This is a genomic window from Patescibacteria group bacterium (assembly GCA_041665585.1).
Lineage (GTDB): Bacteria > Patescibacteriota > Gracilibacteria > JAHISY01 > JAHISY01 > JAHISY01.
In genome coordinates this window covers 114,010-137,110 of record JBAYIN010000003.1, presented here as the reverse complement: position 1 = coordinate 137,110, position 23,101 = coordinate 114,010, and the positions used below count along the sequence as shown (strand labels likewise).

The window sequence follows — 23,101 nt, the reverse complement described above, 5'->3', positions numbered from 1 at the left end:
GAGAGTGCGTTAAGTTCGAGCACAATTTTAGCTCAACTTTTTGACCACTTCAAACAATTCCCGCATTTTCGCTAGATCTTTTTTGCGCGGATTATTTTCCACCTCGACACCGCTGCAGACATCGACGACATCAGGTCGCAATTGTTCAATCGCGCGCGCGACATTGCCCGGAGTCATGCCGCCCGCGAGAATGAAAAATGGCAGCTCGTCGCGCACTTTGTGAATCAATTGCCAGTCGAAAGTTTGACCGGTTCCGCCGAATTGACCTTTTTTAAAAGCGTCTAGCACGATGCCAGCGAGTCCCAAAAATTGTTGCAGGTCGTCGAGTGAATTTTCATTTTCCACGCGGAAGGCGCGCCAAACTGGCTCAGAGAATTGCGCGCAAAATTCCGGCGACTCGTGTCCGTGCAACTGCAAAATGTCGAGCTCGCAGAGCTCTGCGAGCAAACGAATTTTCTCGGCTGACTCGTCGACAAAAACTCCGACCAGCGGAATGCGCGGAAATTCCTCTTTGATTTCGCCGGCGAGATTCGCGGCGGCGTCGGGCGTGAGTCCGCGTGGCGATCCCGCGAAAAAATTCAAACCCAAAAAACTCGCGCCGAGTTTCACCGCGGCGGCAGCGTCCTCAAAATTGGTAATTCCGCAGATTTTAATTTTCGTCTTCATGCGGCTCTGTAAGCTCAAGCAATTTACGCTCGATTTTTTCTGCTTGCAAAAGCGCCGTGCCGATGAGCACTGCGTCGACGCGCCCACTCAAATTCTCCAGTTCCGCGCGCGTCGCGAGGCCGCTCTCGGCGACGATGATTTTTTCGCGGGGAATTTGCGGTAATAATTGCTCAAAATTCGCGAGCTCAATCGCGAGCGTGTCGAGATTACGCGAGTTCACGCCGATGATTTCCGCCGGTGTGTTGAGCACTTTCACGAGGTCGGCTTCGTCGTGGATTTCGACGAGCGCTGCCATTCCCAGTTTTTGCGCTGTCAGTAGTAACTCAGCCAACTTTTCTTCCTCCAAAATGCGCGCAATCAAAAGCACTGCGTCCGCGCCAAATTGCCGCGCTTCGTAAATCTGGTATTCGTCGATGACGAAATCTTTACGCAAAAGTGGAATTGTCGTCGCGAAATTCGCTTCTTCGAGATCTTCGAGGCTGCCGCCGAAGAATTCATAATCAGTCAAAATCGAAATTGCGGCGGCGTGTTCACTGTAAATTTTCACGATTTCTCCGACGACCAAATCTGTGCGGATGGCTTTTTTTGAAGGACTTTGGCGTTTGATCTCGGCAATCAGACGCGGTAATTTTTCCTCCCGACCGCCGGTGAGCGCAGCGCGAAAATCGCGCACAGCCGGTTCGACCACCTCACGCAGCGTCTCAAGCGGACAGGCGGATTGAGCCCGGGTGAGCTCGGCGCGTTTTTGTTCGACGATCTTTTTTAGAATTTCAGCCAATTTATTAAAAAATGATTTTAAGCTTACAGCAAGTCATTCAAATTGAGGAAAGTGCTTATTTTTGCTAGAATAAAGGGATAAACTTTTTAAGAACAGATTTATTTTACAAAAAATAAACACACAGCGCATCTTGCCTTTTGAAAGCCAAAAATCCGTTGAAGCAAATCCATTCACCGCGCTGCGTCGCGTAGCCGCCGCTTTTTTGGTTGGCTTGATTGTACTTGCGGATCCGTCGATTGCTGTCTTGGCTGAGGAGCTTGTGCCCGTTGTCTCAGATTTTTTACAGAGTGAAGTCCTCACGAGCGAGATCGAAAAATTGACCGAGGTGAACCCAGAGCTGAGTGAGAATTTTGCCGACCAACGCAAGGAAAAAATTCAAGCGGCAGGCGCGGAATCCACAAAATGGACAGAGCGAATCGTGCTTGGCAAATTAGAAAACGGTGCAGCCCTGGATGAGGTCGTCGGTCAGCGCAAAGATGCGGAAAAAGTCGTCGCTGATTTGAAAGCGGCGGGAGCGATTTCGACGCTGGCTGATACGCAGACTGGTACAGAAACTGAGATCGATCCGACTCTGCAAAAATCTTCAGGCGATTTTCTCAAAACCAGCACGACTCCGTATAAAGGTGAATTTTCAGTTGATTCAGCTGAGCCACTTATTATTGCTGAAAATTCAGCGGCAGCGGGTGATGTCGTTTCGTCCGGGACGAGTGACAAGCAAGTCGCCGCTGATGCGACGCCGCAGACGCGTGAAGAGGTGCGCTACTTCAATTGGAATGCGAATCCAGTCAAAGGCAATTTCGAATCGAACAAGCTTTTGTACCCTGATTTATGGAATGCGACGGACTTACTCGTGACGACGGGCGAGACCGGGACGAAGGAAGATTTGATTCTCAAAAATGCGCTCGCGCCGACGAGTTTCGAATATATCGTCGAGACAGTCGGACTCAAGCTGCAAACGACTGCTGACGGCGGTTATGTTTTCGTTGACGAAGTAGGCAATGAAAAATTTTACACACCGGCTCCGAATCTCACTGATGCGAATGGTCAATCAGCTGACGGTGCGATTCATTATGAACTTGGTTGGGATACTCAAAAACCAGCGGTGAAAACTATTGAAACCGCTGCGCAAGCTGCTGTGCCGCTTGCCGAAATTAAATTCAATGATGCCATTGGCACAAAATTTTTCGCGGAAAAATCCTCTGCAACCGGAACAATTTTTGGTGGCACATGGCTTTCGGGCGGCGTGTCAGGGAATGCGCTTTCGCTGAATGATGGGCAATGTTCGGCCGAAATTGCGCGTGATTTCAAGACTCCGCAGACGATTACACTTTCTACCTGGGTGCAGCCTAGCGCTTACCAAGACGGAGTGATTGCCGGTTTTGGCAACAACACTTTTCGGCAGACTGAGAAAAACGGTTTCGGAGTGACTCTTCGTATCGGTGACAAAAATTTCGTCGTTGATTCGGGCGTTTCGGCGTTTGAGCTCGGGAAATGGTATCACCTCGTCGCGACTTTCGATGGCACCGTGATTCGATTTTTCATCGATGGTGTCGAGACAGATTCGCTCGCACTCAAAGCAGCTGGCACGCTGGCACCGACTGAGGCACCAATTTTATTCGGCGGAAATTTCGCCGGTGCGGTCGATGAATTTGCAATTTTTGATCATGCATTTTCGGCAGAAGAAATTGGCGCGCTCCATCAAAAATATCTCGACCAAAAATCGGTGGAAGCAAAAAACTCTGCAAATCAAGCTGAAATTCAGGTTATCGAAGAGAGCGCGCTGACTGAGGCAATCCAAGTGATCGAAGAGAGCGCGATTCAAGATGCGGACGAGATCACCGTGATCGATCCGCCGAACTCAGACGAAGCAACTCCGGTCGTCCAGGATGGAACCGCGACAGACGAAAAAGCCGAACCTGCACCGACAGAAACGGCTGAACCGGAAGCGGTCGAAGAGAATTCAACAAATAAAGAAGTAGTTGAAGAAAAAATTCCAGATTTGGCAGTTCCGGCTGAAGAAAATTCCGAGACTGAGGTTCCGGCGGAAGAGGCTCCGGCAATTCAAACGGACGAAAATCTCGCTCCGGCTACAGAGACTTCACTGATCGAATCACTCAAAAAATTCTTCCTGCCGAGCGCCTTGGCTGAGATTAGTCAGTTTGATGAGACTATCTCGATTGATCAAATTCTCAATTCAAATGAGGTCACGCCAGATAATACGACAGTCGATGCAGTTGCTCCGACGATTGATAATTCTGCACAAGTTGCGCCAGATAGCACGACAGTCGATGCAGCTGCTCCGGCGACTGAGGATTCCACAGCTGAAATTACTCCAGTTGAGGCACCCGTTGTCGAGGCGACATCGGAAATTACTGCACCGACAGATTTCGCCCAAGGCGAATCAACAACAGAAAGTTCGGACGCGGCGACTGCAGACTCTTTGGTCGAGGCGACCAACACTCAAACCGATTCTGCGAATGAGGAAACAGGCGACGCAGTCACTCCGTCTGCGGACGAAATTCAAGTTGTCGAAGAACGAGCGCTGGAGTCTGAAATTATGGTGATTGAGGAGAGTGAAATTAATAAATTTTTTGCGCCAAAAACTACGCCTGAGGAACGCATCAAAATTGCTACTGACGCGGAAATTACAGTTTTGACCGAGCAGCAGCTTTTCGCTCAGTCGAATCAAATTTCTGAGGAAGACGAGCGTTCGGATGGTTCGATCGTCCGCCGTTACAAATTGCGACTCGTGATTGATACCGCCAAACCGCAAAGTGAGAACACGGAAGTTCGTGAATCGTTTGAAGAAGTAATTTCGAATGAAATTGTCGATGAAGTTATCTCGGCACCGATTTCAGACACCGTCATAGAGGAAGTTCCGACAGCTGAAGTCGAAGCTGGTACAAGTGTTGAACCTGCGATGGACGCGACTACCGAGAACATTGAGTCGACACCCGAGGAGACTCCGACAGCTGAAGTCGAAGTTGGCACAACCGAAAGTGCGAATCCGGAAATTTCACCGGAGGCTGAAGTTTCGCCGACGGAAAAAACTGACGCGACGACCGAGCCTGCTGCGACAATTGACAACGAAATTCCTGCCAACGACATTCAAGTCATCGAAGATCCGAAATCAGACGAGCCTGTCACAGTCGAGCCTGCGCCAGTCCAGTCGGAAGTTCCTGCCGCCGAGTCGGAAGCCGAGCTGCAAACAGACGCCACTAATTTGAGCGCGGATCTTTTGCAGTCAGATGTAGTTGCCGCTGCTGCGAATGTTGACTTAAACGCTTTACCCAAGACGCTTACGCTCGCAAACGGCTTGGAATTAACTTTCCCAATCGATGTCGATCCGTCGACTTATGTCACTTTGGTGAATCGCGGCGCGCGCACTTTCGCTCCCAATTTCGCGCAGGGAAATCCGAACGGCGAGTATTCACAGACCAATGTCGCGGGTTCAATTAACCGCGGGGTGGAGGATACCTCAGGCGAACGGACTGGTGCCGTGAGTTCACAAATCATTGCGATTGACGCAAATGGGGCTGAGTTTCTCGGCGACGCAATCGCCAACTCTGGAGACTGGACGGAGGCAGCTGATTCGCTGCGTTCGAATTCGATTGCTTCAAAAATCAAATTTACGACTGCGGCTGCGACCGAAATTTTTGCCGGTCTGAATTTCTCACCAGCCGGGGGAGTGCTGCGCGTCACGATTGACAAAAACACTGACCATGAAATTTCCAACGAAATTGACACTTTCGCGGCGGCTGCCGCCGACTCACAAAAAGTTTTACTCGCGACGGGCTTACGCAACTCGACTCACGATGTCGAGCTCGAGCTGACTGCCAAGACGAATCCACGCTTTGATTCCAGTGCTGCCGCGAATTTCCGTTTCGCGCTCGCTTATTTCGAAGCGCACGCGAGTGGATCTGAAATTGCTGGCACGGGAATTGCCTCGACTGCTGACTCGGGCAGCACGACGACTCTGACCGCTGCCGCACTCACGCAAGCCGACGATTTTTGGCAGGGCGCGGCACTCACATTTACCTCCGGTCCGAATGCGGGTGCAGTCGTCTTCGTCACAGATTTCTCGGCTGACAGCCACGAGCTTTCATTCACGCCGGCTGTCGCTACTGCCGTCACGACCGAGAATTTCCAGCTTTCACCGGATGGAATTCTCATCAATGGTCGCGCGGCGCGCGGACTCAATTTCAATGCGAAGAACGCCGAGGTCGCGACTTTCGCATCGCTCGATAATTTCCCGACGAATCCGGATGGGACTGTCAAACGGGGTTCGCTCTCGATCTGGCTTGCGCCGGATTTCGCTGCGGACACTGACACTGCCAAACACTTCATTTTCGACAATGGTCTCGCGCGGCTTTACTTCGACGGAGCGGATGACAAATTCAAATTCGAAATGTGGGACGGCGATGACTTCACGACTGTAAAAGTGGCATCTGCCGAGCAAACTTTCGTCGCTCACGAAAGTCTGCACCTCACCGCGAGTTTCGACGCGGAAGCGGGTGTGAAGCTTTTCGTGAATGGCACGAAGACGCTTCAGAGCTCGAAGTGGACGGCGCAGCCACTCACCGCTGCCGACACACAAATTACTTTCGGTAAATGTGGCACGCGCTCAGCGGCGACTCTGACTGCGGCTGACACTTATTTCGCGGGTACTCTCGCTGAGTCGCAGATTTGGAATTATGTTTTGCTCGACTCGGAAATTTTCGGTCTCTTCAGTTCCACCATTCCGTCGGTCGGTCAGGCGCATACGCAAAAAATCGAGGCTAACGCAACGAGTGAGTCTTCATTGTTATTCAACGCGCCGCTCGTGAATTCCGCGAATGACCGCATCGGCTCGCTCGCTGGTTCAGCGAAATTGGACGCTGCCAAAGTTGGCTCTGTCACAAACTTGGAATTCACCGGTGATCCGCTCGGTCAGCTGAGCGGTATCGTGAATTCACAAGATCTCGCCGGCTTCTGGAAAATGGACGGCGATTTCACAGACTCAGCTTTCTCTGCGTCGGATGCGACTGCGAGCGGTGGCACGACCTTCATCGACGGTCGTTTCGCCAAGGCGGCGATTTTCGATGGCAGTGATGACTCTCTCAATGCCGGCGCGATTGCGCAACCGGTGAACGCGGTGAGTTTTTGGATTTTCGCGGACACCGTTTCGCGCGATATCATCGACTTCGATGGCGGGACGCACGCGCTCTCCATCGTGAGCCGCCAGCTGATTGCGACGGGTTTTGATTCGCCGACCATCTTCATCGATGGCACCGAAGGTACGGAAATTTCCAGAAATGCTTGGCACCATATCGTGGTGACCACCGCGACACCATTCACGGCGAGTGCTTTGAAAATAGGTAAAAAAACGACTTTCTTCGACGGCAAAATTGACGAGCTCGCACTCTTCGCACGACCGCTGACTGCGGCTGAGGTCGCGGCGATTTACACTTCCGCCAATAATTCACCGCTGGCAGTGACTTCCGCCGCGACGGAAATCATCGCTGGACTCGACACAGGTCCGAATCGCGGCATCGCGCAAATCACGATTGACGGCGGCACGCCGAGCGAAATCACGACCGAGGTCGATACCTTCGCGCCGACTGCCGCGCGTGATCAGCGTTTCCTCGTCGCGACAAATTTGATCGCAAAAGAGCACACCATCCAGATTGAAAATTCCGGTGTCAAAAATCTCAGCGCGACTGCCGCACTCATCGTTCCGAAATTCATCGAATCAAATTCGACGAGTTCAGTTACGAGCAATGCGCTCTCCATGAATTCTCGTCTAGTCGATCATGTGATTTCGCCTGATTTCGCTCAATTCCCGAATGGTCTAACTTTCCCCGACAAAGGCAATATCTCCGAAGTCCAAAATGCAGGTACGCTCGAATTCTGGGCGACGGGTGCGCTCGCGGACGGGGATTATTTCCTCGATACGCGCGATGACTCAGGTGACAATGGCGCGCGAATTTACATGGATTCTGCCAGTGCGCTCGAGTTCGAATTTCAAAATGCGAGTGCGGCAATCTCGATTACGGACGCTGACTTCGCGGCGAATTATTCCGCGACTGCGGCGAATCACATCCTCGCGCGTTGGTGGCAGCCGACTGCGACGACTTTCAGCCTGAGTCTTTATTTGAACGGTCAAAAGATTGCAGAAAAAATTTCGCAGAATTTCTCGTCGAGCCAGCATTCCCAAATTATTCTCGGCAATGACGCGACGCCGGATGCGACGGCTGCTTTCGCTGGCTCGATTTTTGACTTCGCGATTTACGCCAATGCTTTCACCGATGGTGGAGCAGCGCTCGGCTCATTCGCCGCGCCGGACTCGCAAGTTTGGCTGGCGGCGAATTCGCGCGCTACCAAAACAGAGCAAATTTTGGGCACGAAGATTGACACAGATACGACGATCAATTCCACCGATGGTGCGAAGACGACCTTCGCGCTCGAGCGGGGAGCACTCAAGTCCCAAGTTTTGCCGGCGAAAAATTACGCGCCGACGAATCGGGACACAGATTTCGCTACGAATACTAATGCTGCGCTCGCGCAGGAATTCCGACTCGCTGCGGACGGTGCGATTCCGGCAGTCGGTCTCTGGCTCCGGAAAGTCGGCGCACCGAGCGGCGACATCGCGCTCTCGATCCAGACGGATGCGGCTGGTTTGCCGAGTGGCACGACTGTCGCGAATGGCGCGGCGGTGAGCTTCGCAGTGGACGCGCTTTCCACTCGGGATTACGAGTGGGTGAATTTCAATTTCGCGACACCGCCGAGTCTCACGGCTGGCACGGCTTATCACTTGGTCCTCGAAAGCGCTTTCCCATCTTCCGCCTCGAATTATATTGTGTGGGCTGCGGATGCGAGTGCGCCAAGTTTCGTCGGCGGAACAGCCGAAATCAAAGGTACGGAGTGGGCAGAATCAGCCGCGGATTTTATTTTCCAGATTTACGAAAGTTATCCGCTTGCGAATTCCGTCGAGGCTTATGTCGATGGAGTCGCCGTTGCTGTCGCAGCGGCGCAAGCCGGTTCATTCGCCCGGATCAAGGCGCCTGAGGGAATTTCTGCCACTGCCACTTCATTCAGAGTTGATTCGATCGTCGCAGCCGACCAAATTCCGAGTAGTGGATTTCTCTGGCTCGGCAATCCGTCCGCGCAGTTCAAGCGCGAGAAAGTTTATTTCGGAGAATACTCCGGCGGGACTTTCTCGAATTTGAAACGCGGCATCGACGGCACGGTCGCGGGCGACTTCGGCGATCGGACGATTGTCGAGATTGCTGGCGCGGTGACACTCGCGCAAGCTCCGGCTCGGAATTCAGACCTTTTCATCAAATACAATTTCGCCGGTGATGCGGTCGAACGCGATTCCAGCGATGCGGAGAGTTCGATTTTCTTCCTCGACGAGGCGAATGCTACGGATCAGGGTTGGGCGAAGCTCGGCACTGATTCTGACAAAACTACGACAGTGCTCGGACAGACGGCGTTCGCGAAATTGCGCGGGACCGAAATTTCCGCCGTGCTCGACCAAGCACTCGACAGCGGTGGTGTCACGCAATTCGTCCTGGACGAAGGCACGCGCGCTGAAAAAAGCCTGCTCGTCGATGCGAGCAAAACCACGGAGATCGATAAGATCAAATCTTTGGCGACCGGCTTGACCGACGCGCTCCATACTTTGCGCATCGTCGCGAATGTCGCGGCTGGCAAAAATTCCACTGCCAGCGCGCGGACTTGGATTTCCGCTTTCTTGGCGAATGGACATGCGCCGCTATTCACACCGAGCGCGAGCAGCACGATTGCCTACGCCAATCCGCTCGCCAATCTCGATCCTGAGACGACTCCAGACAATCCGATTGATCTGGAGAAAACTCCCGGCGGGAATGACTCCTACACAAAATTACTCATTCAGTCGGGCGAGACGGATGGCGCGACGACTTTCGCAGATGCTTCGCTCTCGGCGCACACGATTACCGTGAATGGCGATACACACGCTGCGACCGAGGCGCAAAAATTCGGCGCCACTGCCTTGCGTTTCGATGGTGCGGGCGATGTACTTGTTTTAGCGGATGCGGACGATTGGAATTTCGGCGACGCTAATTTCACCATCGACGGCTGGATCAATCTGCCAGCTACCACGCAAGGTGCTTCCATCCTCGCGCACCGGACAGTCGATGGTTTCAATGGTTTCAACCTGATCGTCACTGCTGAAAACAAATTGCAATTCATCGCGGACGATGACAATGCTTCAGCCTGGGCGATTAATTTCACCAGCACGACTGCCTTGCCAATCAACGAGTGGAATCATTTCGCCTTGGTACGCAATGGTGCGGACTTCGCGCTCTACATCAATGGCAGCGCGAGTGGCTCAATGACTTCCGATGCGGCTATTTACAATGACGCAGTCGCGCTCACGATTGGCGGCGAAGAAAATAACTACTTCTTCAACGGCTATCTCGACGAGCTGCGCATCTCGAAAGGCATCGCGCGCTGGACCAAGGATTTCACTCCGCCGACCGAAGCTTACGATGCGGTGCCGACGGAAGGACCGGCGATTGATCAGATCAATATCGACGCGGATGCCAATTACATCTTGGCGAAATACAAAGATACTTCGGCTACAGAAGGATTGGCCAAGATCACGCGCGACGATCTGAAGCGAATCAAGATTCGCGACGCCAAAGTCAGCGACTTGCCGGCGGTGGTCGAGCTCTACAATAAAGGCTTAAAAAAAGGTGTTTGGTGTGATCTACCGCACCAAACAAGTACTTGGGAAATCCTCAAAGGCTACCAAGCTTTCGTCGATAAATACGGTACAGAAAATATCTACATCCGCGTGCTGGATCTAGACGGCAAAATGGTCGCCGTAACCGGTGGATTAGCGTATCAAGATAAAGCATCTAGTTTATTTTTGTTTATAAATATAGATATTTCTGAAAAATTATGGTCAGAAATCATGATTAAAATTTCTGAGAATTTTCTAGAATTAGCTCGTAGTTTGGACTTGGATCAAGTGGAGGTAAAAATAGAAAAAGGTGTTTGGATGGAACGCTTCATGCTCGATGTCCTGAAGGCCAAACGCGTATCTGGCGCGACACTGGAAATCGACCGAGATTTCAATCTCAATCGGACTTGGACGGAAGCAGATTATGCTTACGATAATGATGCGGTAAAAATCAAAGAGGCTAAAAATGCCGCCGAAGAAGCTGCGAAGAATAATGCGCCCAAGTCAGACAAGGAAACGCGCAAACTCATCAAGCAAACGGCGAATACCGATACTTATGACAACGGAGATGGAACGAGGGAAGTTTTGATTTACTCGACGCCGGAAAATATCGAGATCGATGGCGAGTGGGAGAAAGTCGATGATTATCTGGCTCAGCCGGAGACGCTTGCTCAGGACAAGGCGAAAGCCGGCAAACAGTATCAAGTCAAACCTTACGATATTTTCGTCGGCTCGGATGCGGAAAACAAAAACATCATTCGGTATGTCAAAGACGGCAAAGAATTTAGTTTTTCGCTGCAGGACATTACTTACCAGGATCCCAATCGGTCCATTACTTTAGCCGAGGCGCAGGCGGGGGACATCGTGCATTCGTACAAATCAAGCAAATTCAGAAATATCTTCCCGGGCGTCGATCTGAAATACCACTCGACGAAAAATGGCGTCAAGGAAGAATTATTCTTCAACAATCTCGCTGTCCTCGGAGAAGTCAGCGAGCCGGACCACTTCAAGGGCAAGGTCGTCCTGCGGACGAAGATCAGCGTGCCGGAGGGTGTCATCCCGGAGATGCACAATGACCAAATTTTCTTCAAGCAGGACGGTCAAAATCTGTTCTCCACTTCTCAGCCTTTCATCTACGACCAGATTCAGCGAACTTATCAAGTCGGCAGTGCGCTCAAAAATGAGCAAGGTAATTATTACCTCGAAATCACACTCGACTACGGCTGGATGGCGAGTGACGCTGGAGCTTTCCCACTCGTGCTGGATCCGGATCTGAATATCAATCAGGCTCCGGATGTGAGTCTGTGTTCGGATGGCACTTGCACGGCCGATAGAGGTACGGGTCGCGCTTATCTCAAGTTCGATATTTCCACCATCCCGAGTAATGCGACAATCCAAAGTGCCAGTCTCACACTGACCGACAATCGAATCGATCTCGCGGTGGTAGACCTCGCTTCTACAGTGAATGCCCGAAGATTTATCAATCAAACTTGGAACGAGGCTAGCGCCGTCAGTGTCTTCACGGGTGGCAGCTATGGCAGTGTGCTTTCCACAGTCACGACTGCGGCGCGAACGACAGAGACCTGGAATGTGCTCGGGAGTGCCAGCGATGGATTGATCAAAGAATTTAATGATCGGAACACTTATTATTCTATTTATCTCGATAACGGCGCCGCTTTCACGCCGACCTATGTCAATAACGGGGCAACCTTGATTTTGGGCTATTTGGTTGATGGGAAATCTGCCTTCACAGACACTTACAACAGTCGCGAGGGGACGACGCCGCCGGTTCTACACATCAGCTATGTCTACCCACTCACGCTCACCTACACAGCCGGAGCAGGTGGCTCGATCACCGGCACTTCCCCCCAGACAGTGAATTATGGCGCATCCGGCACTGCCGTCACAGCCGTCCCTGATACTGGTTATGGTTTCGCCGCTTGGTCGGATGGCTCGACGCAAAATCCGCGCACTGATACGAATGTCACAGCTGATATCTCAGTCACTGCTAACTTCGAATTAACTCCCGATATCGTCGCCATCGACGCGGGTGCTTCCGACGCTGACCGCACATCGCTCACTTCGGACACCTGGTTCGGCGCCGCTGCCATCGGCAGTGATGATCTCGCGTCATTCAGCTGGACGGATCCAGCTTCCGCGAGTGATGATAATTTTTATTACACGCTGAATGCGACTTTTAGCGATAGCGTGATGTCGGCGACAACAATAACAAGTACGACTAATTTCGCGTACACGGGTGCTGTCCAAAGCTACACTGTCCCGGCTGGTGTGACGAGCATCACGATAACAGGAAGAGGTGCAGGTGGTGGTCATATGCCTGGTTCTGGCGACGGAGGTGCTGGTGGTTTAAGTACGGGTACAATTTCTGTAACTCCTGGTGCAACCTACTACATTGTCGTTGGAGGTGCCGGAAGAGATGTTGTAAGTCCCTACAATGTACCTGGTGTTGGTGGATATGGAGGTGGTGCTACTGGCGGGACAAGCACTCAATACGCTGGAGGCGGAGGGGGTGGCATGACATGGTTTTCTGGTTATAATACCTTTGCGGGAGGGACTCCAATGCTTATTGCCGGTGGTGGAGGAGGAGGTGGTGATGGGGGGCTTTCTTCAGTAGGTGGTGCTGGTGGTGGTGCAAGCGGAAGTGACGGAGGCTATATATCTTCTTATGGCACAAAAGGAACTGGCGGAACACAAACTACTGGTGGAAGTGTTGGTGGTAGTTCTGGAGCGGGAGGTGTCGGTATCGGTTATCAAACTTACGGCGGCGGCGGCGGCGGCGGCGGATTATATGGCGGCGGCGGCGGAACCGGTTCTGGCGGCGGCGGCGGCGGATCTAGCTATCTCAGCTCTTCTCTCACAAGTGCTTCGACGACACAGGGTGCTGGTGCGGTTGCTGCTGCCAATGGTTCGCTCACTATCACTGCATACACACTTTCAACCACCACTCCCTACCTCGACTCCATCTCTCTCTCCGAAGGCACCTCCTACCTCCATGTCCGCCCACAGACCGGCTCGGGTGTCTGGGGCACAGAGCGAGTCTTCACAGTCAAATATGACAAGACCGGTCCGACCGGTGGCTCAGTCACACATTCCGACAGTGCCCAAACTTCGACTACGATTCCAGTGACGGTCTCTGTCGGTACAGACGCGACGAGCGGAATGTCCACGACTGATTCCGACTACACGCTAAATTATCGCTCGGCTGCTTTGTCCTCGGCGGGCTGCGGAACTTACGGCGACTGGACAGATACAGCTGCCGACGAGACCGCTGCGGCGACGACTTACAATGTCACCGCTCCGATGGGCTACTGCTACCAATTCCAGTACACGGTCAAAGATGCCATCGGCAATTCCACGACTTACACGAGTGCGAATACGACCAAAGTCGAAAGCACTTCAGACATCGTCGCCATCGACGCGGGTGCTTCCGACGCTGACCGCACTTCGCTCACTTCGGATACCTGGTTCGGAGCGGCTGCCATCGGCGGTGATGACGCGGCGTCCTTCTCCTGGACGGATCCAGCGAGCGCGAGTGATGATACTTTCTACTACGAACTTAATACGACTGCGGACAATCTGGGCGAGTTTTTCTTCCCACTTGACTCTCTCGACTCAGCTACGACGAATTGGACGAGTACGAATGCGACCAATCTCGCGCTCTCCAACGAAACCACAACCAAAGACGAAGGTATCGGCTCAGCCAAACTCGTCTCAGCTGTGACGAATGGCAACAATGAATCCATCAGCCGTTCATTCACCACACCACAGAATCTTTCTGCTTTAGGCAATATCGCTACGAGTGCTTACTCCAGTGTCACGGGCAACATCATCAAGTGGCACATCTGGGAAGACGCGATGGCGGGAGTCAGCACTTGGAGTAAGAGCCTGACAACAAGCCAAAATTCTTGGCAGTACTCTTTCCGCAATGTAGTTGACGCGAGTGAAATCTCGACTTCGGGCAACCAATTTCGCATCAGCGCGAAGGCATCCGCCAGCACTTCCAGTACTTACAGCGGTTGGACGATTTGTGAGCGCGATGCAGCTACACAGAACTGTGTGGCGGGTACATGGAAACCGATTAAATTCAGCGGCTCACAAAGCGTGACCATCGCAGCTGCGGGAACTCAGTATTCCGACTGGATGGACTATGATATCGATGAGGCCAAAACTTATTTTATCACTGCTTATGCGAATAATATTATTTATGGCAGCAGCACGCCAGGTTATTATGCTCGGAGTGGAGACTATTCTGCTGCCCAAAATTGGGGTACGAGCGGGGCATTTTATCTTGTTGCGGTAGCCATGAGCGGAGTGCAAGTGCGCACCGTCCCAGAAAAAATCATCACTATCTCCAGTGCCAATACTTGGGAAAGGACGACCTGGGATATTAGCGGTGTCACGGATGCATCCATCGATGCGGTCGATCGTATGAGTTTCCGCGTGATGAATTCCTCGGCGGCGACTGTCTATCTCGACGATGTTGCTATCCCGGCAACATCGATCGCCACTCCCTACCTCGACTCCGTCACCCTCTCCGAAGGCACTTCTTATCTCCATGTCAGACCACAGACTGGCTCGGGTGTCTGGGGTACAGAGCGGATCTTCACAGTCAAATACGACAAGACTGCTCCAGCTGGCGGCTCAGTCACACATTTGAATGGCGCTCAAACTTCGACCACGATTCCAGTGACGGTCAGCCGCGGCACAGATGCAGGCAGCGGATTGAGTACGACTGATTCCGACTACACACTCAATTACCGCAGCGCTGCTCTGTCCTCAGCGGGCTGCGGAACTTACGGCGACTGGCTAGATACCGGTGCGACTGAGACTTACAACGCGACGACTTACAGCGTGACAGCTCCGACCGGCTACTGCTACCAATTCCAATACACAGTCAAAGATGTCCTCGGGAATACCACGACTTACACGAGTGCCAATACGACCAAGGTTGCTTCCCATACTCTCACCTATACTGCCGGAGCAGGCGGCTCGATTACAGGTACTTCACCTCAAACAGTCGCCGATGGTGCGTCCGGCACTGCAGTCACGGCTGTCCCAGACACAGGCTACTACTTCGTCGGCTGGTCGGATGGAGTCACGACTGCCGCGAGGACAGATACCAGTGTGGTCGCAGATGTCTCAGTCTCGGCTACTTTCGCCCCAAACCCCGACATCGTCGCCATCGACGCGGGTGCTTCCGACGCTGACCGCACTTCACTCACTTCCGATACCTGGTTCTCTGCGGCTGCCATCGGCAGTGACGATCTCGCGTCATTCAGCTGGACGGATCCGAATTCCGCAAGTGATGATAATTTCTACTACGATTCGCGCGATTCCAGTCTCATTTCTTGGTGGCAAATGGATGGTGACTGGACGGACTCAGCAGGCACGAATACTGGCACTGCCGCTGGTGGTGCGACCTTCACTACGAGTGGCAAGATCGCGAGTGCTGGTAGTTTCGACGGTTCAGGAGATTATATTTCTATTCCAGATGCCGCTGATTTTGATTTTGGGGCAAATAACTTCTCTATTTCATGGTGGGAGAACAGAACAAACAATATTTTGGGAGCATCAGCTATGGCTAGAGAGGGAGTCATATCTTATCCAGCATTTTTACTTGGATATAGTAGCGGTGGTGCGAATCTATTGATTTATATGCATAGTGTGACTAATTGGGATGTCGCTAGCGCTAAATCGTTGGGTTCAGTCACTCTTAATACTTGGAATTATTTTACTGTGAAAAGAGAAGGATCGAATTTCACTGCCTACAAAAATGGTGTTCAGACGGATGCTTGGTCGTCAGCCTTGGCATTGTCAGCAAGTGCGAATCCATTAGAGATTGCTAATTATGCTGCTTATAAGAATTTCAACGGCTCCATCGACGAAGTCAAAATCTTCAACCGCGCGCTCACTGCGACTGAGATTGCTGCCGAATACGCCCGTGGTACTTCGACTGTGAACGCCTACCTCGATTCCATCTCTCTCACCGAAGGCACTTCTTATCTCCATGTCCGCCCACAGACTGGCTCGGGTGTCTGGGGTACAGAGCGGATTTTCACAGTCAAATATGACAAGACTGCTCCGACGGGTGGCTCTGTCACGCATTCCGACAGTGTCCAAACTTCGACCACGATTGCAGTCACGGTTTCCACTGGCACGGACGCGACGAGCGGCATGTCCACGACTGATTCCGACTACACACTCCGATACCGTTCTGCCGTCCTGACCGCTGGCACTTGCGCTGCATTCAGCGGCGACTGGCTAGACTCCGGTGCTACTGAGACCGCTGCGGCGACGACTTACAGCGTGACTGCTCCGACCGGCTACTGCTACCAATTCCAATACACAGTCAAAGATGTCCTCGGTAATTCCACGACTTACACGAGTGCGAATACGACCAAGATTGCTTCTCACACTCTCACCTATACAGCCGGAGCAGGCGGCTCTGTCACCGGCACTTCGCCACAGACAGTCGCTGATGGTGCCTCCGGCACAGCTGTCACAGCTGTCCCAGACACAGGCTACTACTTCGTCGGCTGGTCGGATGGAGTGACGACTGCCGCGAGGACAGATGCTAGTGTGGTTGTAGATATCTCAGTTTCGGCTACTTTCGCCCCGAATCCAGATATCGTCGCCATCGACGCTGGTGCTTCGAGCTCAGACCGCACTTCGCTCACTTCGGACACTTGGTTCGGAGCGGCTGCCATCGGCAGTGACGATCTCGCGTCATTCAGCTGGACTGATCCAGCGAGTGCGAGTGATGATAATTTCTACTACGCACTGAATTCAACTGTCAGCAATGCGCTTGATGGTTTCGACTCATTAAGCACAGGTCTCGTCTCCTGGTGGAAGATGGACAATACTTGGGCTGACTCAGCCGGTACCAATACTGGCACAGCCTCAGGTGCGACCTTCACGACGAGCGGCAAGATTGGCAGTGCCGGTAGCTTCGACGGATTGAATGATTATGTGACTGTACCCGACAGCGATGTGCTCTCTCCTTCGATAATCACCCTCTCCACTTGGGTGAAAATAAACTCTGCCGGCATAAATGATATTATTGCTGGAAAGTCGGGTGAGTATTGGTTATCTTACAGTTTTGCTGCCACCAATTGCACAGCCAATCGTTTTGGTTTCGCTACTTACAATGGTAGTGCTTGGGTTTGCGCTTCGGGCACGACTACTCCAGTCGTCGGTCAGTGGTACCACCTCCTAGCTATTCACAATGGCACGAATACTTACTTCTACATTGACGGAGTTCTGCAGGCGACAGTAGCTCAGGGTGCTCGCCCTAATACCACATACTTATTTGATATTGGGTCGTATTCCCCGGACGCTTCAACCTATGCCTTCAACGGCTCCATCGACGAAGTCAAGATATTCAATCGTGCGCTTACCGCAGCTGAGATTGCTGCCGAATACGCCCGTGGTACTTCGACTGTGAACGCCTACCTCGACGCCGTCGCTCTCACCGAAGGCACTTCTTATCTCCATGTCAGACCACAGACTGGCTCGGGTGTCTGGGGTACAGAGCGCGTCTTCACAGTCAAATACGACAAGACTGCTCCGACGGGCGGTTCAGTCACACATTCCGACAGCGCCCAAACTTCGACTACGATTCCAGTCACGGTCTCAGTTGGCACGGACGCAGGTAGCGGATTGGGTACGACTGATTCCGACTACACACTCCGATACCGTTCTGCTGTCCTGACGGCTGGCACTTGCGCTGCCTTCGCAGGCGACTGGCTAGATACTGGTGCGACCGAGACTTACAACGCGACGACCTACAATGTCACTGCTCCAGCGGGCTACTGCTACCAATTCCAATACACGGTCAAAGATGTCACTGGCAACTCCACGACTTACACGAGTGCGAATACGACCAAAGTTTCTTCCCATACGCTCACCTATACAGCCGGAGCAGGCGGCTCGATTACCGGTACTTCACCGCAAACAGTCGCCGATGGTGCGTCTGGCACGGCTGTGACGGCTGTCGCGAGTACTGGCTACTACTTCGTCGGCTGGTCGGATGGAGTGACGACTGCCGCGAGGACAGATGCGAGTGTGACAGCAGATGTCTCCGTCTCGGCTGTCTTCCGCTCGTCGGCTTCAGCTCGTCGTCTGCCGCTGGCTTACACTGTCCACACTTACGGCACACTGGCAGCGGGCAGGACTTTCCAATCGCTCGCGGCTTGGGAAGATTTGACCGATGTTAATTTATCTTCTGTCACGACGACAGATCAGGCCAGCTCGGGCAATACGCTCTACATCGCCAGCACCACGCTCTTCGACAACGCCGTGCTCAATGAATCGACTGTCTCAGTCGCCGGTCAAATTCTCACGATCACAGGTGTGACACCAGGCGTATCTTTGACTGTCTCTGATATCTCCGGGACTATCCCATCTGGCACAGCGCTCAAGACTGGTTTCGTCCTGACTGCCTATGACGATGCCGCGCCGTACAATGACTCCATTGCCATGGCAGGTGCGACGACCACTAGCAGCTTTTACCGAGTCGTCCGTGCAGCTGACGGACAGAGAGGTACGCCGACGAGTGGGGTGAGGTTTGAAGTTTCTTCATCTACTGCCGCAGTTTTTATCATTTCTTTAAGCGAGAATTATGCAAGTGCTCAAGATATTGCCGTAAAAGCTGTTACAACTTTTGCTAATTCTTATGCGTTCGGAATATATACTGTAAACGGATTTAGTTATCAATCTATAATCGGCTGTACAGCCTATGACTGTCATTCTAATGGAACAGGGATTTATACTGGATTGGGAGCTTATAGTAATGGAGCAAAAATAATCAATAGTTTTGTGACTGGGTGTTCTGGCGGAGCTAATACTCAATCTGGTGGAATTGTTTTATATTCAAGTGGTACAACTGGAAGCAATACGACTTATGTTTATAACTGCACATCAAAAAATAATGGTATCGGTATCACAGTTAGATCACAGCACGCTGGATATACCACTACGGCAAATATTACAAATAGCATTGTTCAGGATAACACGAGTTATAATATTTACGATTCTGGCGGTCTTGGTACGGAAATAATCAACCAAACCACCAACGCTACTTCTGGCGTGACTTTCGCGGCGGATGGTTATCATCTCGCTAGCACAGATACCGTCGCCAAAGATCATGGTACTAATCTTTCAGCTGATGCGACTTTCGCCTTCGGCGAAGATTTGGACAAAGAAACCAGAACTGGAACTTGGGATATTGGTGCGGACGAGTATGTGGTCTCTGAAATTAATCTCGACACGCTCCACATCGTCGAAGGCAATAATCAGCTCGGGGGTATCGACGAGGCGCTGCCGACAGAATTGAAAGTCCGCGTCGGTGATGGTCTGGAATCTGGCGAGACTTTCGCCGGGGCTGATGAGACTGAGGTGACATTCACGCTTTACTCTGTACCGGAGAGTCCGACGGCAGCGGGACAGCTTCTCACGAATGGTTCATTTGGCACGACTTTCGGCGGGACTGAGATTGTCAAAACTGTGACGACGGATGCGGATGGTTACGCTTCGGTCTCGCTCACGCTCGGTGATCGTGCGGGCGATTACACAGTCATTGCGAATTTTGACGGCTGTACCACAGCACTCGCGGATCGCACATTTACAGTGACTGAGCGCGAGGTTTTCAGATTCACGCTGACTCCGGCGAATCTCGATCTCACGCTTGATCCGTCGGTCAGTGCGGGTGCTGATGATTCGACCGTGATTGAGATCACGACGAATGCCGCGAGCTTCGCGATTGGTGCGACTCCGCATTCTTGGCTGACACTTGGGACAGATACGATTGCCAATTGGAATGGCACGACTGGTTTCGGTTGGGACAATAATAATTCCGGTACGAGCGGCGGTGCTGCGACGGCGACCGCCTTCACCGATCTCGTCACTCCGACACCGGTCTTCACCTGTGTGGGGACTGCCTGCCAGGGCACGCAAAATTTCACGCTTGATCTCCACTCGGCGGTCGATTATTTAACAGGGGCAGGTAATTATGAAAGCAATCTCGAACTTAGCGGTGTCTCGGTCGAGTTTTAAATCGCCGAGTTCGACTTAAATTTAAAAATCATTAAAATCCGCTCCAATAAAAATCTAAACTTATGACTCAAAAAATCAATTTTCGCACTCGCTTCCTCGCACTCGCGAGCGCACTCGTATTTTTTGGCGCGTCGTTGTCTTTGACAGCTGCCGCGGCTGACGAATTGACGGGCAGTGGCGCGAGCGGCAAACCGACTGCGACGATCTCGTCCGAAGTCGCGACGACGCTTGCCAGCAATCTTGCCGCTGACGCGACGACGGCGACGCTCACGAGTGGGACGGGCTTTGCGAGTGGCGATCTCGTTTTGATTGGCAATGAAGTCCTCACACTCACGACTGTTTCCGCTGATTCAATTTCCGCGATGACACGCGCGACGACACTTAATTTCACCGCGACGACTGCTGCGGCGCACCAAGCCGGCGAGACCGTGCGCAAGCTCGCGCAGGGCGTGCAAGTCGTTTTCGAAAGCGGTGATCATGTGATTCAATCTGGCGATCAGATTGTGATTTCCGTGCCGGAAGATTTCACTAATTTCGCGAGTCTCACGGCGAGCGATGTTTCCGCGACACTGGAGTCGACCGGTTCGCTGTCCGCGACCGAGACTTTTGACACGGCAGCGCAGACGATCACGCTCACCGCTGATGGCGCTTTCGCGGATGCGAATGCAGCCGTCACACTCAACATTGGTTCGACACATAAATTACAAATGCCGGTGCGACCTGGCAATTACGCTTTCAATATCGCTGTGAAAAATTCCGCCGGTCAAGTGCTCGAGACGGGTTATGCTGCACTCGGCTGGGCGAATTCCATTCGCGTGCGCGCGACAGTCGCCGAGGCGCTCGTGCTCACGATTGACGATGCGACGGTTGATCTCAATGTCGATCCGTCCGTTGATAGCGGAGAGGACTATTCCCAAAAAACAATTCTCACTGCCAAGACCAATGCGAATACAGGCTACAAAATTCAGGCGAAGCTTGCCGGTGCGGAAAATTCTGCGCTGGCAGAACTCGATGGGACTGACGCTGGCAATACTTCCGTAATCACGGCGGGCAATGCCGAATCAACCGAAAATCGTTTCGGTTACATCGCTTACAATTCCACCGAAAATTCTAAGACCAAAACCGAGCTACAAACGGAAGGTACGCCGGCGGCTTTCGCTGCTGGCACGGCCGCGAATCTCGCGCTTTACGATGGCACGGCGAATGGTGTCGGCTACGCCGGTCCGACGAACTCCCAAACGCACACGATTTATTACGCTTTCAATGTTGATTATCTCATTCCGGCTGGGACTTACGAGGGGACGATTACTTATGTCGCGCTACCAACATTCTAATAATTCAATGATTAAATGTTCCAATAATCTAATAATCTAACAAGCTAAAATGTCTCTCACAAAAACTTTCTCGCTCACACTTTCAAGCTTTGCCGCTTGTGTGCTCACTGCCTCGACAGTTTTCGCGGTTGGCGTGAAGCCGGTGCGTACCGAGCTTGACATTGATCCCGGCGCGGCTGTGACGGCGACGATTCGTGTCATCAATCCTGAGGCTGTCCCAATCACGGTGAAACCCGAGCTGACGGTTTACACGAAAAATGACGAAGATGGCTATCCGATAGTCGAGGATCTCGCAGCGGATGATCCGCGCAATATCTCCGGCTGGATTACTTTTGACCAAGACGCCATCACGCTAGCGCCGCGCTCCGAAAAATCCGTGAATTTCACAGTCACAGTGCCGGATGGTGCTGAGCCGGGCGGTCGTTACGCTTCGCTTTCGTATACCACTGTCGCTGATACAGAGACGACCGGCATCAAAATTCAAACGGCTGTACCGAGTCTTATTCTCATCAAAGTCAGTGGTGAGGAAATTCACTCCGGTACGGTCAAAAATTTCGCGCTCAAGAATGAAAAAATTCTGAGCGACAAAGGTTTGATTTTCGGCTGCGATTTCCAAAACGCCGGCAATGTCCACGAAAAACCGCGCGCTTCAGTTTCGCTCACCGATGCTGCGGGCAAGGTGCTTACGGCAGTCGCGAGTTATGCCGATAACGATTCGGGTGCGGTTGTCGTCGCGGATACGATTCCGCTCAATCTCGGCGGCGGCAATGTTTTGCCGGGCAGTGAACGCATTTTCACAGGCGAATGGAATCACAATCTGCGCCCTGGTAAATTCACCGCGAAGCTCACGCTGGATTATGCCGACCAGCCGACGATCACCCAGACGACGGAAGTCGAGATCAAAGAAGGTTTAACGCTTGATTCTTTCGTCATCAATCAGCTCGAAAAAGCGACAGACTTTTCGCTCACGCTGACCAATTCGGGCAATGTTTTCGAACGACCAAAAGGCGTGATTGAAATCCGCAACGAGTACGACGAAGTCGTCGCTTCGCCGCAAATTCCGGACAATGTCGCATACATCGCGCCCGGTTCGACTGCGGTGATTACGATTCCGTGGTTAGAAAAAACCGTGCCGCGTGGTGACTACACAGCGCAGCTGGCCGCGACTTTCGGTTTTGCCGATGCGCCGCTCACAGCCGAAGTCCAATTTTCCTCAAACGCCATCGACTTAATTTTACTCGGTCTAATCGGCGGGGGAGTCGTGATTGCGATCTTGCTCGTCACCGTGATTGTCCTGCTCGTGCGTCGCAAAAAATCGCGCCACGCGGAATTGAATTCGTGATTTATAGCTGAGTAGCCCGGATCTCGAAACCCAACAACATGAAGCATGAAGCATGGAACATGGAACATGGAGAGAATTTTCAAATAAAACTCAAAACTTCTCTGATTAGAATTACCTTCCTTTTTGTCTTCCCCGCGAAAGCGGGGATCCAGATAACAGACATGTAAGCGGGGCAATGCTAGTCATCGAAATTTACT

At 52.3% G+C, this 23,101-nt stretch carries 5 protein-coding genes; 3 read left to right on the top strand and 2 right to left on the bottom strand.

Translation table 11 applies throughout. From position 1 onward, the window contains the following. Positions 1–27 precede the first annotated feature (27 nt). Together WCV72_02875 and trpC are read right to left on the bottom strand one after the other, a co-directional pair. Positions 28–666, bottom strand: coding sequence for a phosphoribosylanthranilate isomerase (locus WCV72_02875; protein MFA6458307.1), 639 nt, complete (start codon positions 664–666; stop codon positions 28–30). Further along, entirely contained in the window at positions 650–1,444 is a 795-nt protein-coding gene (gene trpC, locus WCV72_02870) for an indole-3-glycerol phosphate synthase TrpC (GenBank protein ID MFA6458306.1), read from the bottom strand. Before trpC ends, WCV72_02875 begins: the two co-directional genes overlap by 17 nt. Before the next feature lie 130 nt (positions 1,445–1,574). Here trpC and WCV72_02865 point away from each other — a divergent pair, with 130 nt between their 5' ends. From WCV72_02865 to WCV72_02855, 3 genes are all read left to right on the top strand, one after another. Further along, positions 1,575–20,228, top strand: coding sequence for a LamG-like jellyroll fold domain-containing protein (locus tag WCV72_02865; protein ID MFA6458305.1), 18,654 nt, complete (start codon positions 1,575–1,577; stop codon positions 20,226–20,228). A gap of 62 nt (positions 20,229–20,290) precedes the next feature. Beyond that, positions 20,291–21,562, top strand: coding sequence for a hypothetical protein (locus WCV72_02860; protein MFA6458304.1), 1,272 nt, complete (start codon positions 20,291–20,293; stop codon positions 21,560–21,562). A 49-nt stretch (positions 21,563–21,611) separates the two neighbouring features. Continuing rightward, positions 21,612–22,904, top strand: coding sequence for a hypothetical protein (locus tag WCV72_02855; GenBank protein MFA6458303.1), 1,293 nt, complete (start codon positions 21,612–21,614; stop codon positions 22,902–22,904). Positions 22,905–23,101 lie beyond the last annotated feature (197 nt).